At 57.4% G+C, this 16665-nt stretch carries 14 protein-coding genes; 7 read left to right on the plus strand and 7 right to left on the minus strand.

From position 1 onward, the window contains the following. The first annotated feature begins 274 nt into the window (after positions 1-274). The 3 genes from ACIROY_RS22855 (at position 275) to ACIROY_RS22865 (ending at position 2909) form a co-directional block, all read left to right on the plus strand. Positions 275-700: a hypothetical protein gene (locus tag ACIROY_RS22855; protein ID WP_402344420.1), complete on the plus strand. Its 426-nt coding sequence runs from the start codon at positions 275-277 to the stop codon at positions 698-700. Continuing rightward, entirely contained in the window at positions 697-1362 is a 666-nt protein-coding gene (locus ACIROY_RS22860) for a 4-fold beta flower protein (protein ID WP_402344423.1), read from the plus strand. The genes ACIROY_RS22855 and ACIROY_RS22860 overlap by 4 nt, the downstream gene beginning before the upstream one ends. A 545-nt stretch (positions 1363-1907) precedes the next feature. Then, complete coding sequence (locus ACIROY_RS22865; protein WP_402344425.1) at positions 1908-2909, plus strand: hypothetical protein; 1002 nt, start codon at positions 1908-1910, stop codon at positions 2907-2909. A 66-nt stretch (positions 2910-2975) separates the two neighbouring features. On the opposite strand, the gene ACIROY_RS22870 is transcribed toward ACIROY_RS22865, so the two are convergent. Next, the gene (locus tag ACIROY_RS22870) at positions 2976-3131 is read right to left on the minus strand and encodes a hypothetical protein (protein ID WP_402344428.1); all 156 of its coding nucleotides are present in this window, start codon (positions 3129-3131) and stop codon (positions 2976-2978) included. Between the two features lie 66 nt (positions 3132-3197). Between ACIROY_RS22870 and ACIROY_RS22875 the strand changes: the two genes are divergently transcribed. Beyond that, positions 3198-3995: a hypothetical protein gene (locus ACIROY_RS22875; protein WP_402344430.1), complete on the plus strand. Its 798-nt coding sequence runs from the start codon at positions 3198-3200 to the stop codon at positions 3993-3995. A 296-nt stretch (positions 3996-4291) separates the two neighbouring features. Here the strand turns inward: ACIROY_RS22875 and ACIROY_RS22880 are convergent, their stop codons facing one another. After that, positions 4292-6088, minus strand: a complete 1797-nt coding sequence (locus tag ACIROY_RS22880; protein ID WP_402278462.1) for an EAL domain-containing protein — start codon at positions 6086-6088, stop codon at positions 4292-4294. A 106-nt stretch (positions 6089-6194) separates the two neighbouring features. Here ACIROY_RS22880 and ACIROY_RS22885 point away from each other — a divergent pair, with 106 nt between their 5' ends. After that, the gene (locus tag ACIROY_RS22885; RefSeq protein WP_402344433.1) at positions 6195-6695 is read left to right on the plus strand and encodes a cupin domain-containing protein; all 501 of its coding nucleotides are present in this window, start codon (positions 6195-6197) and stop codon (positions 6693-6695) included. 33 nt (positions 6696-6728) lie between these two features. On the opposite strand, the gene ACIROY_RS22890 is transcribed toward ACIROY_RS22885, so the two are convergent. Then, the gene (locus ACIROY_RS22890; RefSeq protein ID WP_402344436.1) at positions 6729-7925 is read right to left on the minus strand and encodes an HD-GYP domain-containing protein; all 1197 of its coding nucleotides are present in this window, start codon (positions 7923-7925) and stop codon (positions 6729-6731) included. 599 nt (positions 7926-8524) lie between these two features. On the opposite strand from ACIROY_RS22890, the gene ACIROY_RS22895 reads away from it, so the two are divergent. After that, complete coding sequence (locus ACIROY_RS22895) at positions 8525-9637, plus strand: hypothetical protein (RefSeq protein ID WP_402344439.1); 1113 nt, start codon at positions 8525-8527, stop codon at positions 9635-9637. Positions 9638-9706: 69 nt separating this feature from the next. On the opposite strand, the gene ACIROY_RS22900 is transcribed toward ACIROY_RS22895, so the two are convergent. The 3 genes from ACIROY_RS22900 to ACIROY_RS22910 form a co-directional block, all read right to left on the minus strand. Beyond that, positions 9707-10021 (minus strand): hypothetical protein, encoded by a 315-nt coding sequence (locus tag ACIROY_RS22900; protein ID WP_402344442.1) that lies wholly within the window; start codon positions 10019-10021, stop codon positions 9707-9709. A gap of 76 nt (positions 10022-10097) precedes the next feature. Further along, a complete protein-coding gene (locus ACIROY_RS22905; RefSeq protein WP_402344445.1) occupies positions 10098-10538 on the minus strand; it encodes a hypothetical protein in 441 nt (146 codons plus the stop codon). A 219-nt stretch (positions 10539-10757) separates the two neighbouring features. Next, positions 10758-14402 (minus strand): indolepyruvate ferredoxin oxidoreductase family protein, encoded by a 3645-nt coding sequence (locus tag ACIROY_RS22910; RefSeq protein WP_402344447.1) that lies wholly within the window; start codon positions 14400-14402, stop codon positions 10758-10760. A 164-nt stretch (positions 14403-14566) separates the two neighbouring features. Between ACIROY_RS22910 and ACIROY_RS22915 the strand changes: the two genes are divergently transcribed. Beyond that, on the plus strand, positions 14567-15034 hold the full coding sequence (locus ACIROY_RS22915) for an Lrp/AsnC family transcriptional regulator (protein WP_402344450.1): 468 nt from the start codon (positions 14567-14569) through the stop codon (positions 15032-15034). Positions 15035-15050: 16 nt separating this feature from the next. On the opposite strand, the gene ACIROY_RS22920 is transcribed toward ACIROY_RS22915, so the two are convergent. Continuing rightward, positions 15051-16634: a methyl-accepting chemotaxis protein gene (locus ACIROY_RS22920; RefSeq protein ID WP_402344453.1), complete on the minus strand. Its 1584-nt coding sequence runs from the start codon at positions 16632-16634 to the stop codon at positions 15051-15053. Between the last annotated feature and the right edge of the window lie 31 nt (positions 16635-16665).

Raw genomic sequence — 16665 nt, forward strand, 5'->3', positions numbered from 1 at the left:
TGCGGAGAGAAGTAAGCCGCCTGCGCGGCTTACGCGGGGGATTCGAAGGGAATCGCTTGCAAGCGATTCAGCGGCCTGCGGAACGTAGGCGAATCCCCCCTCTCTCCGCCAAATGCTAACGCCTAACCTGTTGATTTAAAACGGTTAGGCGTTTTTGTTTGTGGGCTACAATAGGCCGGAGTGGGGCTGAATTAACCTGAGAATGACAGCTTAAAAGCCAGCATTCACATACTGTCTATAGTCCCTTTCCTAAACTTCCTATAAATCATATCCCATGGGTAAAGACGATAAGAACGGAGCGGAGGCACAGGCGCAGCAGCAGCAAGCGTCTCGGGGAGCGCAGCCACATGTACTTGGTTTTTCTATGGATGAGTTAGGTGGCTTGTCTGTTGACGAACTTGCGGGGAATAAAGTCGCTTTGACAATGCTTTTGCACTATTACAAGCAACTCAACGACGAAAATACTGGGCTGAAGAATGAGCGGAATACACTGAGCACATATGTCAGCAGTTTTGGACAAAAGAAAAGCGATGCTCGCAATGGTGCAATATTTATGGCTGCGAGCACCATATTTACAGGTTTCGGAGTAAATATGCTGACCTCAGACGCGAAAACATTTGCCGGTTACGGTGTTTTTATCCCTGGTTTGGTACTGCTAGTTGTTGGCCTCTATCTTTCTTTGCGAGATGGGGAAAAATGACCGTCCGATATCTCTTCAATACAGCAGGAAACTACGTCGCGTTTATCTCCGGGCAAAATATTTTCACTCCAGACTGCGACTGGATTGGCTTCGTACATAAAGGCAATCTAATGTATGACCCAAGCGGCGAGTTCAAGGGTTACATTCTCGACGATGACAGAGTCGTCATAAATACGACCGAAGGACGTAGGGCGAAGTTAATGCGGCCCATGCGGCCCATGCGGCCGATGCGCCCGATGCGCCCGATTCGACGGTTACGCATGATGCCATTGCGCCCGCCGTTTAAGGACATCTTTGGCGAAACACCACTTACTAGCGATAATCAATTCATTCCTGGTGTGCAGTCCTTCTCCTCGTTGCTTGGCTCTAGGCTTGTTTCAGCCGATGGAACCTTTCTAGGAGTCGTAAGCAATAACCGCTTTGATGCAGATTCCTTACTTAACCCCTACGGTGAATATGGAAGCCCTTATCAGCCTCTTTCGATCTTCAATCAATTTGGGGAGTACGGGAGTCCATATGGCCACTTTTCTCCATTTAATCCTTACGGAGAGCCCGCTAGCTTTGTCAAAAGCAGCTTGATAGTTGCTAAGCTTTCGAAGAACACACTTCAGGGGCAATGTATTGACCCAGCCAATTTCATTCAATGGTTAAAATCGTTGTGAGAGCTTGATAACTATTCACGCTGATGCCAAAAAAGGGAAATAGCCTTGCTCCCTGCGTCAGGATTTGCGTCGAGAATCTAACGTCCGTACACACGAACGATCATTGTCCAATCTTTGTGGCCCATTTGTTGTGCGCCCCATAAGGTTGATTCGGCCGCTGTCAGCATTATGCTCGCGTAGGTGTGACGCGTTGGGTAGGGACGGCGCGATATCATACTCGGGCGGCAACGACCGTACGTTTCCATGCGCCTCGTACTACGATGTCGCCGCTCCAGCGATCACCAGTGCGTGGGTCTTTAAAAATCGCTCCATTTGCCTCGTACGTGAACTGTTTTTGTGCGTCCAACGCAGTTAAGACAGGAGCGAGGAGTTTTACTTCGCGGCGACCAGCCTTGGTTTTTGGTGCGTCTCCGGCACTCTTTAAGGCAATCGCCGCGCGAGTCAGTACAAGCCATACCTGGATAGAGACGTGCGAAGCGGATTGTTGAAACGCGCCAGCGCCAGAGTTAGCTTTCGAGGATCAATCAGAAATACCAAGGGGAAATATGGAAAGTTTCAAAGCAGGTGCGATTAAAAATCCGTTGACCATCATCGCCATCTTTGCGGGCATTGCTGAAATTAGTGGAACGCTCGTCCTACCTCACATTTCTCCAGAGAACCAGCATCTTTATATCTGGTTTCTGATGACTTTTCCCTCGGTGCTGGTGATAATTTTTTTTGCCACGCTGAATTTCAATCATAGGGTTCTATATGCCCCATCAGACTTCAACGACGAAGGACATTTCGTTAATCTAATCAGAAAGGCGAGCCCAATAGAAGTTCTCGGCAAAGTGGTAGAGGACGAGGTAGCAGCGATTGACGTAAAGAATGAGACTGCTGAGAAAGTTGACTCTGAGCACTCTACCGCAGCAGGGCCGCAGGACGACAACACGCCTCTGCATGATAAGGAAACGACTAAGCCTTCATCTCCCGTCGCCGGTGCTGCAACTGACAAAAGCTTGCCGTCTTCGACCGAACATCCGGCGGAGAAACCTCCTGAGGAATCGCTAAAGATGCCACGCAACTCGGAAGCGCCAGTCGCTCGAGCAAAGAGGACTGGCTACAGTACGCGCTCGCTCGAGAAATTCTCCATACTAGAAACATCTCGCGAATTTTTTGCTGCAGACCCCCAGTTCGACGTCAAGTTAGGGGATTCCTCCTATGTCTTCGATGCAATCACTGAGACAGGAACGAACTTGACCATATGGGAGTCGTTCACCGTGACCAGTCATGCGGCCGCGAAAGAGAAGGCCCGTCGTTTTCTTTCCGAAGCCTTGCTCGTGAGCCACAATACGACTGAAAAATTGCAAACGAAGATATCGGTGGTAATCATGCCGATATATGGGTCGACGGTGGCGCAAGAAGTCATAGACGACCGTAACAAGGATATTCAGGTCATGCTTTCCTCGTTCGGCATGAACGGTATCGTTTTGGCGAAGAGAATGGACGAGGTTTGGGAAGCCGCCAATCGATATGGCGTGCCGAAGCGCGCTGTCGCCAGGCCATGAGGGCGACGCGTGGGCCGGCCGCAACCTAGTCTGCTAAATGACTCATGTCGTTTCCTATTCCTGAATTTATGCCGCCAATGCGTCAATCTTCGTTTGCACGTCACGTATCGCACTATTGTCGCCTTCGAGCGCAAATTTGCGTTGCGCCGCTGGTTGCTCGGTTTGCTCAATATCGGCAATCCTCGCCGGACGTGGCTTTAATTCCAGACGAGCAGGCTTCATTTTTGACGCACCTACAAGGCGTTTTTTACAAGAGGTAATATGCTGTAAAAACAATCAGGGGAAACGATGGCCCAGGAGCAAACAGTTGAACAAAAAGAAGCGTTTGTGCGTACAGCGTTAGGCGAGCCCTTTGCCGCTGAATTTAGCGAATACGTCAGAAAATTAAGGATGAATCTCATCGTAGGAAGTTTTATCGGCCTTGCGATTGTGTACGCCAACGTCACCATTCTTCCGAGCTCGACCTTTTTTGGGCTGACCTTCAAAGGGCTAAACGACAGGCTTGTTCTCAAGCTATTGCTTTTGATTAATATTTATACAACGGTTCACTTCATTTGGTCTGCTGTCGATTATTTGATGGAATGGATGGCGAGGCTTTCAGGCACGAGACTGGCTTATCAACTAAGCGGAGGTAGCCCATTCGGAAATGAATACACTGACCAGTCAAAAGAACCGCGTCAATCCACACTCTATGGATGGTGGAAGCAACAGGCCTTTTACCTGCCCAGAATGGACGTCGAAATCAAAAAAATCGCAAGCGACCTTAAAGCATGGGAGGATCGAGTTAATGCCGAAGGAACAACGCGAGACGAAATTGTCGATGCCGTGCGCGCAGTTCATGCATTGCGTGGGCAGGTCGAGCAATTAAATGCGGGGGTCAACAGGGCCTGCCAGATTATAGAAAGCCCTCGCATTACGGTATCGCTTGAACGTTTCGACAAGAGATTCTCAACAATGCTTGAAAGCCAAAATCTGCGGTGGATCATTTTGGAGTTCGGAGTGCCGGTCACCATGGGTTTAGCGGCCATTTTTTATCTGCTGATGAAACTCATCAATGGTGGCGGGCTGGGTTGGATGACGGTATAGTTTTCAGGAACCTAGTGACAGCTTTTTGCCAGCATTTCCAAGGAAGCCGCGCAGCTACTGAACATAGCGTTAATTCGAATCCCCCTCTCTCCGCCAGAATACAAAATGCCCGCGCAAGCGGGCATTTTTATTTGTGTTTCCATTTTGTTTGCGCAGCAAACCTGGCTGCGGAGAGAAGTAAGCCGCCTGCGCGGCTTACGCGGGGATTCGAAGGGAATCGCTTGCAAGCGATTCCGCGGCCTGCAGAACGTAGGCGAATCCCAGCTACCGATACGGAAGCGCTCCCCTCACATCTTCTATGTCAGCCTTGTCTCAATTTTCGACGAAGACGTCGCTTTCTTTTGTGCGCTCAGTTCATGTAATTTCCGCGTCAGAACATCCAGCTCCAGATTCTTGATTTTTATCTGATCACCTAAAAACCGGTTTTCATTCGAGAGCTCTTTCCGCATGAATGCTTCATGGATATGCGCGCGCAGCTTGGTCTCGTCCCATGGCTTGGTCAAAAATTTGTAGACCGCGCCATCGTTGATGGCGTCCGTCACCGATTGCAACTCCGAGAAACCAGACAGGATAATCCGTATTGTTTCGGGATAGAGCACCTGCACACTGCGCAATAGCTCCACCCCCGTCATGCCGGCCATGCTCTGATCGCTCAGGATGACGTCCACCTCATGTGTCTCGAGTATCGCGAGCGCCTCTTCTCCATTGTTCGCCATCAGAATCTCGTAGTTATCCCGGCGCAATGGCTCCTGCAATTGCGACAGCATCTCCGCCTCGTCATCTACCAGCAAGATGGTGCGGGTCGCGTTCCCGGCGCCGAACAAGTGGGATGGCAGACGTTTTCCCTCTCTTAGCAAGACATCCAGTTCTTCCGACGAGATGCCGCGCGAAAAAAGATAACCCTGCATTTCATCGCACTGCTGGTCCCGCAAGATTGCGAACTGCGCTTCCGTTTCGATGCCTTCGGCGATCACTTTGATTCCCAAGCTGTGCGCCATGGAAATGATTGCTTTGGTAATAGCGGCGTCGTCGCTATCTTCCGTAAGATTGGTGACAAATGAGCGATCGATCTTTACGCGGTCAAAAGGAAATCGCTTGAGGTAGCTCAAGGATGAAAAACCCGTGCCGAAATCATCCAGCAGCAGATCGATGCCCATGGCCTTTAACCGCCGCAGTGTCGTTCTGGTGTTTTCGGTATCCAGCATGACTGCGCCTTCGGTAATCTCGAGGCACAGCATGGATGTATCCAGATCGTTGCGTTCAATCGCGTCCTGAATCAGGTCGGTCAGACGCGGACTGCTGAACTGATAGGGTGACACGTTGACGGCGACGCGCAACGGCGCGAGCCCTGCGGCCTCCCGTCGTCGCATGTCGAGACAGGCTGTTTGCAGAACCCAGTCTCCGATGTCTTCAATCAATCCCAACTCTTCCGCCACGGAAATGAAATGCGAAGGAGAGACGGCGCCGAGAGAAGAATGAGTCCAGCGAACCAATGCCTCCAGTCCGATGATGTCTCCGGTACGCATGGAGATGACGGGTTGATATTGCAGATGAAAATCCTTGGCCAGAACAGCCTGTCTCAACGACGATTCAAAAAACAGGCGCTCTTTCTCGATCAGGCTCTGCTCATCGACAACGATCGGCGTTGGATAGATATCAGGCTGCCAGGAATAGCCGCTTTGACTCAAGCCAGTGAAACGATCGCTGACATCAATCAGTACCGCGATGAAATGGGTGATCCTGCCTGTCGCGTCCGTCATCAAGGACAGCGTCACCTCGTTCCAGAACGGGGTACCGTCCCGGCGATAGTTACGCGCCACCAGCCGCGTATGCCCTTGCCGCTGCATTTGTTTCAATGCATCTTCGGCTCTCTCCGGTCGTTCACGCCCCTGAAGGAAGCGGCAATCACGCCCCATGATCTCGTGCAGCTGATAGCCGGTCAGCTCGCTGAACGCCAGATTGACGAAGACGATAGGGGCATTTTCCACCGTGGCGTCAACCACCATCAATGCCGCAGTCCAGGTGTTCAAGACTGCCGATTCCAAGGCAGGCAGATAAGAAGCCGCGCTTCCGTTATTGGTCGTATTTGGCATGGCGAGGCACCTATCGGTACAAAGATTGATCTTGTCCTACTGGGAGAGATGTAGATTACCATGCTATCCAAAGAGGAGTTTTTATCATGGTCAAGATGAGGAACTTATGAATCAACGTGGTTCAACACCCGCAGAACTGATTTCTCGCCTTCGTCTCCAGCCCCACCCCGAAGGCGGCCATTTCAGGGAAACCTATCGCAGCGCAATGGACGTGGCGCGATCCGGCGATGGCGTCACCCGCTCAGCCTCGACTGCGATCTACTATTTGCTGGGTGCCGGAGAAAGATCTGCCTGGCACCGGATCAAGTCCGACGAGATGTGGCATTTCTATGACGGGTCGCCCTTGCACATCCATGTCCTCGGGCAAGCCGGTGATTTAACGGTTCTCAAATTGGGCAATCCCGTTCTCCATGACGGCGCGGAATTCCAGGCCCTGGTGCCTGCCGGCGCCTGGTTCGCGGCGGAGTGCGCCGATCCGCAAGGCCACTCCCTGGTTGGGTGCACAGTGGCTCCGGGTTTCGAATTCGAGGAATTCGAACTCGCCGACAAAGCGCTGCTCACGCGGACCTGGCCTCAGCATGCGCAGGTGATTGAACGCCTCGCGTAAAGGCGTACCGCCAACGCCGTCAACATCAATCGCCTACTCAGCCGTCAAGGTAAACAACCTTTCAATGGCCGTGTCGTATTGCGTGGACTGATTGGGAAGCGTGCGCAGAATGGCGTATTGCGGCAATACGGTTTCGCGCAGCAGCGGCTCCTTGATCGGCATGCCGTTCTTGTCGCGCACCACGGCCACCAACGGCGCCGTCGGCGTAGTGCCGCGGCGGATTGTCACCGCCGTCTCGCCGCTTTTCAGCAGCACAAAACAACCCGGCGGATAGATGCCGAATTCCTTGAGCAGCGCCGATGCAATCGGATGTCCGTCGCTGGCCAGATAGACCGACTGGGCGGCTTGCCTCGACGGCATCGCCTCCCTGTTCTTGCGTGCGGAATATTTGGCGGTAAAGATATCGGCGAACCGGATCATTTGCGACAATTCGCTGAGTTTGTGTCTTGTGCCGTAGGGGTAACCGCCGCCGTTCGGACTTTCGTGATGTTGTTCAACTGCCTGCAACCAGTCCTCATCGGTCACGCCGGCATCCTGCAGCATGCGCACGCTTTCGGCCGGATGTACGTGTATCAGTTGCCGCTGTTGCCTGGTCGGCGCGCCCTCGCTGCGTGCAAGTTCGCCTTGCAAGCCGATGATGGAAAGATTCATCGTCAACGCGGCGTTGATGACGGTTTCCCTGTTCTTCTTCGACCAGCCCAGCCGTTTGGCAAGGATGCTGCAAACGCAGGCGACGTGGATCGAATGCGTGATGCCGTATGCAGCGAAGCGCTCCTGGTCGTGCCGGATGACCGAATAGATGGTCTGGTCGGTATGCTCCTCCGAGGCGACGCTGATCATCGATTCCACGTCGCTGATGCCGCTCAGAAATTTCGCATCACGATGATTCGCGAGCAGTTCGGTCAATCGTCTTTCCACCGCGTCCCACTGCTGGGCGAATGGCACCGTCGGCCGCTCGCTGGCGCCGAACAGCATTGGCGGCTGATCCTGGTGGGCCTGAACCTCGTCCGCATCCACAAACACGCCGCGCCGCAAAAGATTGTGCTGCATCTCCATGGTCTCGACCAGATAGCCGCGCGCCAGCAACAACTTGCCTTCCGTGTCCCGGACATTCCAAGGCAATGGAGCACCACAATTTATCTGCGCAGAGACTTCGCCAATCGGTATCAAGTTCATGATGAGCAGTCGAAAGATTGTCTTGAATGAAGCGCGTGGAAGATCTGCAGCCAACTCACCTGTTTCCCGAGCGGTACACAAATCCTTGCCTGATCGCCTGAAGCCGGCGCGTCGATTGAAGTCCAGAAATTCTGTGCGGCGTCATGCTGACCGACATACTAAGAGCGGCGCGAAAATATATCTGTCGGGAAACTATGATTCTTTAAGGAAAATAATGATGCCTATCCGGCAACCTTTTGGACATATCAGAGGAGATCAAAGGAGAAGCCTTACAAACGCCGACACAGTTAATTGTTTTGTAATAATTATTTGATATTATTCAAGCCACTGTTTCTGCCTGCGATCAACAAGAATCCAAAACTGCTCAGGGGGCGTATTGATAAATACGTTGAGCCGATTCGCAGCGACGCGACGATCACCACTGCGTTCAGACAGCAATCCCTGCAGCCATTTTTTTCGTCAACACCGATCCCCCATCGCGGCGGAACTCGGTGATGCAGTCGCGCAAACGCGCCCCGCAACGAAGAGAATGGAAAGCTCCAAATTCAACAGAAGGCGTAGTCAATCAAACGGCCGAAAAACCGACACTTACCCAGTGAGCGGTTGGCCAGAACGGCTGATCGAAATCAGTCATACTTTTTTGGGGCGGGGAAATGGATTTGAAAACGTGGCGCCAACTGGCGCCGGAAAAGAAAAAATTCGTCATCGGCATCGCCGTCGCCGTAGCGGTGGTCTATCTGATTTGCATACTGCTCAGCGTGAACGTTCTGCGCAACAACCGCGTGACGGCTGAGCTCAACCATCAGGCGCGCATGTCCAGCCTCGGCAAGGAACAAGGCGACTCCTCGTCGGCGCTCGCCGCTGCCGCCGGCAATGTCCCTACCGTTTCGGTCGGCACGTACGTGGACGGGATCGATACCTTCTCGATCAAGGATTCGAGCTGGAGCGGGACCTTCTACGTCTGGTTCCGCTGGACCGGCGACAAGGCCCTCGACCCGGGCGGCAAGCTCGTCGTCGTCGACGGCAACATCATCAAGAAAGAAGTGCTCGAGGAATACCACGGCGACGACGGCACGCATTACCAGCGGCTGCGGGTCACCGCCAAGTTCCTGAAATTCTTCGACACCATGCGCGTCCCGCTCGAAGACCACATGCTCAACATCTATCTCGAAGACGGCGCACGCGACAGCACCCGGTTGCGTTACGTCGCCGACGCAAGCTCCAACGTCAGTTCGCGGGTCCAGATTTCCGGCTACAAGATCACGGACAAATCCAGCGTCGTCAAACCGCACGCTTACCGTTCGTCCTATGGCGATCCACGCGTCGACGCGAAGACCGAAAAAGTATTCACGCAATACATCGCCGGCATCAACATCGCGCGCTCAAGCGCCGGCGTGTACAACAAGATCTTCCTGTCGCTGTTCGCCGCTTTGGCATTGGCGTTGTGCAGTTTCTACGTGAAGGCATCCGACGTCGGCCCGCGCTTCTCGCTGCCGTCCGCAGCCTATTTCGGCGCGGTGGCCAATTCCTACGTAGCCAACTCCATCCTACCGCCGTCGGGCTCGTTCGGACTGGTCGACTATGTGGCGGCGTTCGGCCTGGCCACGATCGCGCTGTCGCTGATCCTGGCGCTGCTGTCGAACTTCATCATGGTCAAGAAGGAAGACAAGGCCCTTTCGCACGCACTGGACCGGATGATGTTCTGGGTGTTGCTGAGTTCTTGTGTGCTGGCGAATATTGCCCTCCCCTGGGCTGCACGGGGTTAAAGCAAGCATCTTCCCGCAAGCTTGCGGGAAGGAAAAAAGGCTCCCGAACGGGAGCCTTTTTATTTGCGATCAGCGCGAACTGCCAATCGCGAAAGCCAGTGCGACCAGTCCCACCAGGAATGCCCATCCATATCGGGTCATGAATGGAATCGGGCTTTTCTCGAACTTGGCCTCCACCACTTTGTTCTCAAGCTGCCAGCCGCGACGGCAAACATCGCAGGCCATGTCATAGCGTTTTTCGGTGACCCAGCGCAAGTAGTACAGGTGCGCATAGCGATATTGCAAGATCAGCTTCATGGGCCGCTCTTTTTCGCAGGTGTCACAGTGGCGCAGTTCAATCTGGCCGAGATCTTTCACGTTGCCGCCCGATCCCCAAATGATCATGTTGCTTCCTCTTTTATTGTTAGTCCAAAGTGTTATGTTCCCGCGCTTTTTTGCAGCGACGGGTCATCAGGTCAACTCACTGGAATGTGACTTGCGCCGAGAAAAGCGCCTGATCGTTCAGCGAGGCTTTGCACAAGCGGCCGACTTCCACGGTTTGCATCATGATGACCATGGACTTGGCCTGCTCTTCGGTCAACTGGGGCATGTTTTGCTGCATGGAGGCGATGCGCTCGGGCGCGACCTCGGTCGGGCCCTCGTTCTGCGGCGTGCAGACCAGGTTAAGGTTGCCGCCTTGATAGGCCGCTGAAACACCCTTGGTGGTATCGTCGTCAATGCCCTTGACCACCAGCTTGCCGTCGATTTTTACCAGATAGGTGTCATGGGAAAAATTCCCCTGCGCGACGCACAACTCGACCTTGGCCGCGGCCTCGCCGATCTGGCTGCTGCCCGACTGGCAGATGGTTTTCCCCGCCTTGGGGAGGATGGTGAAGCTTGCAGGTTCGGCGCTGACGGCCATCGTGCTTGTGAACAGAACTGAAACGGCCGCAAGGCCTGTGAAATAGTGCCGGTATTGCATTCCCACTCCCCGTAGATTTGCTGTCGTAGACATCGCCGCCAAGGCAGCGCTGCCGCCGTTGTTGCCTTAATTATTATGTGGCGACAACGGCGGCATATGTTACGACGGAGAAACAAACCTGCGCATCCGAATGTGCGTGGGGAGGGAGCTAAATTGTGGTCAAGCCGCCGCTCGCACATCCACATGCGACTCACCCGAGAACGCCCCCATCAACTCCTCCCACTCCCGATCAGCCTTATCCATCGCCGCCAGCTTGACGTGCCCATACCCACGCACCTGCTCCGGCAACTGCGCCAACTTCAACGCCGCTCCCTTGTTGCCGGCATTCAGCTGTTCCGCCAACGCAAGCACAAAGCTCAAATACCGATCCCGCAACGCCCGCTCACGCCGACGCTCTTCGGTATAGCCAAACACATCCAACGGTGTCCCGCGCAGCGACTTGAAGCGCGACAGCACGGCAAACCCCGACATCATCCACGCGCCGAAGCGCATCTTGGCCGGCACGTCCAAGCCCGGCTTCTTGCGTGCCAGCATCGGCGGCGCCAGGTGGAAGGCCAGCTTGTAATCGCCGTCGAACTGCGCGGCGATCTGTTCGCGGAATACCGGGTCGGCGTGCAGGCGCGCGACTTCGTATTCGTCCTTGTAGGCCATCAGCTTGAACAGGTTGCGGGCAACCATCTTGCTGATCGGGCGCCTGGAGGCGTTGTCTTCCACGCGGGCTTCGGCGCGTTCGACTGCTGCCACGGCTTCTTCGTAGCGGCGGGCGTAGGCGCGGTTCTGGTACTTGGTCAGGAAGTCGATGCGGAAGGCGACGGTGTCGGCCAGCGACTTCGGCGCGGCAAACTGGATGACTTGCTGCTTCGGCTTGCCGAGCTTGTCCAGCGCAGCCGCATCGGCGGCGGCGAGGCGGCCGAGGGTGAAGGCGCGCTTGTTCATGTCGATGGCGACGCCGTTGAGCTCGATGGCGCGCATCAGCGCCGGGAGGCCGACCGGCACCAGGCCGCGTTGCCAGGCGTAGCCCATCAGCAGGATGTTGCCGCCGATGGGGTCGCCGAGGAAACGCAGCGCCGTGTCCTGCGCGTCGATCTGCACGACGTTGTCGGCGCCGGCCGAGGCGGCCAGTTTCTCCAGCAGGCCTTCCTTGTTGATCGAAGCGTCCGGGTTGCGCGTGAAATCGGCGGTCGGGATTTCGCGGTCGTTGGCGATCACCTTGGTGTGGCCGCGGCGCATGACCGACAGGCCTTCCGGCATGGCTGAGACCACCAGGTCGCAGGCGAACACGGCGTCGGCCTGTTGCAGGTCGATGCGCACCTGGTTGAGCGCCGCCGGCGATGCGGCGATGCGCACGTGCGACAGCACCGCGCCGCCCTTCTGTGCGAAGCCCATGAAGTCGAGCGTGGAGGCGCCCTTGCCTTCCAGGTGCGCGGCCATGGTGATCAGCGCGCCGACGGTGACGACGCCGGTGCCGCCGACGCCGGCCACGAGGATTTCAAAAGGTTTGGCGAAGCGATGCGGCGCCGGTGTCGGATACGCGGCCAGCGTGGCTTCCAGGTCGGCCAGGGTGAGCTTGACGCTTTCCGGCTTCTTCAGCGTGCCGCCCAGCACCGAGACGAAGCTCGGGCAAAAGCCTTCGACGCAGGAGTAATCCTTGTTGCAGGAGGATTGCTCGATCTGGCGCTTGCGGCCGAGTTCGGTTTCCAGCGGCAGGATCGACAGGCAGTTGGATTGCACGCCGCAGTCGCCGCAGCCTTCGCACACCGCCGGGTTGATCATCATGCGGCGCGCCGGGTCGGGGAAGGCGACGTGGCCGGGCTTGTTCTTTTTGCGGCGGCGACGCTTCTCGGCGGCGCAGGTCTGGTCGTAGACCAGCACAGTCACGCCGGGGATGTCGCGCAGCATGCGCTGGATGACGTCGAGTTCGCTGCGGTGATGCACCGTGACGCCGGCCGGCAGTTTGATCAGCGCGTAGTTCTCGGGCGCATCGGTGACGACCACGACTTTCTTCGCGCCTTCGCTGGTGACCTGCTGCACGATCTGCGGCACCGACAGCGAGCCGTCGACCGGTTGGCCGCCGGTCATGGCGACGGCGTCGTTGTAGAGGATCTTGTAGGTGATGTTGGTGCGCGCGGCGATGGCCTGGCGAATCGCCAGCGAGCCCGAATGGTAATAGGTGCCGTCGCCCAGATTCTGGAACACGTGCTTCTCGTCGACGAAGCGCGAGGAGCCGACCCAGTTGATGCCTTCGCCGCCCATCTGCGCGAGATAGTTGGTGTCGCGCTTCATCCAGGTCGCCATGAAATGGCAGCCGATGCCGGCCATGGCGCGGCTGCCTTCCGGCACGCGGGTGGAGGTGTTGTGCGGGCAGCCCGAGCAGAAATACGGTGTGCGCTTGACGCTGTCGGCGCCGTTGGACAGCAACTCGGCGGCGCAGAAATCGGGCAGGAAGCGTTGCAGGTTCAGCGCCGGGAATCGCGGTCCGAACCAGCGCACCAGCGCCGGCGCGATGCGCGACGGGCGCAGCTCGCCCAGCGCCGACAGCAGCGCTTCGCCGTGGGCGTCGGTCTTGCCGATCACCGATGGGCGGCGCTCTTGCGGCAGGTTGTAGAACAGGTTCTTGAGTTGCTGCTCGATGACGGCGCCCTTCTCTTCCACCACCAGGATTTCATCGAGGCCCGCGGCGAAGGCCGACAGGCGCGTGCGCTCCAGCGGATAGGTCAGGCCCGGTTTGTACAGGCGCACGCCAAGGTCTTCCAGCTGCTGTTGAGACAGACCGAGGCGCTCCAGCGCTTCCAGCAAATCGAGGTAGGCCTTGCCGGCGCTGATGATGCCGATGCGCGCGTGCGGCGACGGCACGATCAGCTTGTCGATGGAATTGACGCCGGCGAATGCCTGCACTGCCTTGAGCTTGTCGTCGACGCGCTGCTCCAGCGCCAGGCCGGGCAAGTCGGGCCAGCGGTTGTGCAGGCCGTCGGCCGGCGGCGTGTAATCGGTCGGCATGGTGTAGCTCGGCAGCGGCGGCAGTTCGACCACGGCGCCGCCTTCCACGGTTTCCGAAATCGCCTTGAAGCCGACCCACGCGCCCGAGAAGCGCGACAGCGCCCAGCCGTACAGGCCGAACTCCATGTATTCCTGAATATTGGCGGGATTGACCACCGGCATGCCCCAGGCGATTAGCGCCTGTTCGCTCTGGTGCGGCATCGACGACGACACGCAACCGTGGTCGTCGCCGAGGATCGACAGCACGCCGCCGTGCGGCGACGAGCCGTAGGCGTTGCCGTGCTTGAGCGCATCGCCGGAGCGGTCGACGCCGGGGCCCTTGCCGTACCACATGGCGAATACGCCCTGCACCTTGCGCGTCGGGTCGGCTTCGACCTGCTGCGAGCCGAGCACGGCGGTGGCGCCGAGTTCTTCGTTGATGGCCGGCAGGAACTCGACGTTGTGCGCACTCAGCAACTTGGAGGCGCGCCACAGTTCCTGGTCCACCGCGCCCAGCGGCGAGCCGCGATAGCCGCTGATGAAGCCGCCGGTATTGAGGCCGTTGGCGGCGTCGGCAACCTTCTGCATGCACAGCAGGCGCACCAGCGCCTGGGTGCCCGTCAGGAAGACGCGGCCGCTGCTGCGGGTGAGGTTGTCTTCCAACGCGTAATCGGGATCTGCCAGCGCGGAAACCAGCGATGCGGTCGTTTCAATTTGCGTTTCGGGCAGCGCTTCAAGCTGCGTTTCAAACTCATCCAGCGGCAGAGTTGCAGGCTGAACCGGCGCCGTAGCGGCCGATCGGAAGGGGGGAATTGTCACCGAGTTCATCGTTATCGTTGTCGTCTCAATAGGGGGCGGAAGGCTGCCGGAAAACCCGTCAAAAACGGGTATTGATACGAGAAAGGATATGGCTTCGAACCGGAAAAATTATTTCTATTTATGCCTTGATAGTCGATAGAATTGGAATTATTTTTCTAGATACGACCTCGAAAATGAAAAACTCACCTCTCGATCCCGCATCGCAAAAGATCCTCGCCGAGCTGCAGAAAAATGCCCGGATTTCCTCCAATGAACTGGCGGAAAAAGTCGGCATGTCGGCCAGTCCGTGCTGGCGCCGGCAGAAGGAATTGGAGGACAACGGCTATATCGTGCGCTACACCGCCCTGGTCGACCGGCGCAAGCTGGGATTGTCGGTCTGCTGCCTGGCGCACATCTCCCTGCTGCGCCATGCCGAGGGCGTGGTCGAGAAGTTCGAGGAAACCATGCGCATGCGTCCCGAAGTGATCGAATGCTATGAAACCACCGGCACCGCCGACTACATGGTCAAGGTCATCGTGCCCGACATGGACGCTTATCACGACTTCCTGCACAACGTGCTGGTCAAGCTCAACGGCGTCTCGCAGGTCAACACCAGCGTGGCGCTGCGTGAAGTGAAATACGAGACTGCGCTGCCGATCTGAGGCAACGCAAGACTTTTTAACCCTTGTAAATCCCGCAGCCGATCACCAGGCCGTTGACCTCTTCGATGTAGGTGGTCTTTTCTTCCAGCACGGCGGTGACCGGATTCGGCCAGCGGTAGTCGATCCAGCCTTTGCCGGCGCCCTTGGCGGTGTCGACGAATTGCTTGATGAACAGCTTGCCGTCGGCGTCCTTCAGGTCGATCAGGTTGCGCCCGATCAGCTTGGCGTTTTCGCCGTGCGCGAGCGTGTTGCCGTTGAGGTCGATGACGTTGATGTAGAGGTCGCGCTGCTTGAATGCCGGCGTGGGGCGGCTGAAGTCGGCCAGCGCCGCGTCCTTGCCCTGCTGCTTGACATGCTGCACCGCGCGCTTGACCATCGCCACGGCGTCTTCCGTATGGTTCTCGAGGCGGAAGGCGCTGACCGATTGCGCCAGCGAAGTCGCCAGTTCCTGCATCTTCACCGCCGACGAAGCGGCCTGCTCGACCATTGCGGCGTTCTGCTGCGTCATGCGGTCCATCTGCGTGATGGCCTGGTTGATCTCGCCGATGCCGCTGCTCTGCTCGCGGCCGGCCTGGGTGATTTCGGAGATGATGCGTTCGACGTGCTGGACCGAGTCGACGATTTCCTTCATGGTGCCGCCGGCCTGGCCGGCCAAGGCGTTGCCGCTCTGCACCTTCTGCACGGAGTCGTCGATCAGGGTCTTGATTTCCTTGGCGGCGACGGCCGAGCGTTGCGCCAGGTTGCGTACTTCGGACGCGACCACGGCGAAGCCCCTGCCCTGTTCGCCGGCGCGCGCCGCTTCCACCGAAGCGTTGAGCGCGAGGATGTTGGTCTGGAAGGCGATGCCGTCGATCACGCTGATGATCTCGACGATCTTGCGCGAGCTCTCGTTGATCGAACCCATGGTGTCGAGCACCTGACTCACCACCTGGCCGCCCTTGACGGCGAAGCCGGACGCCGCTTCGACGATCTGGTTGGCGCGCACGGCATGGTCGGCGTTCTGGGTGACGGTGGCGGTCAGCTGTTCCATCGAGGACGCGGTCTGTTCCAGCGAGCTGGCCTGCGCTTCGGTGCGCGCCGACAATTCGCTGTTGCCGCTGGCGATCTGGCCGGAGGCGTCCGAAATCACCTGCGTGCTGGAGCGCACTTCACCGACGATCTTGAGCAGGCTCTGGTTCATGGCCTGCAACGCTCCCAGCAGGTCGCTGACTTCGTCGCGCCCTTCCACCACCACTTTGGAAGACAGGTCGCCGGTGGCCACGCGCCGTGCGACCGACACCGCCGCCTGCAAGGGTCGCGTGATGCTGCGACTGAGGCGCCAGGCGATCAGGGCGCATGCCAGCATCAGCGCAACGCCGGCGCCGAGGGCGAATTTCAGCAGCACGCCACGCGCGGCGTCGGAATCGGTCAGCGCCGCAGCGATGGCGCTCTTCTGCGCCGCCGGCACGGTGGCGGCGATTTGCGTCAGTTGCTGCGACAAATCGTTTTGCAGCGACGCCGCCTGGATGGCGATCGCCGCGCCGAGCGCGACCAGCAACACGAACAGCAGCGCAAAGCCGCCGCCCAGCCGCACACCGATAGAAAACCGACGCAGGTTCATTGTCTCCACTCCGTTGTTGTTCGTAATTTGC

This window comes from Herbaspirillum sp. NPDC101396 (genome assembly GCF_044767365.1).
Classification (GTDB): domain Bacteria; phylum Pseudomonadota; class Gammaproteobacteria; order Burkholderiales; family Burkholderiaceae_D; genus Herbaspirillum.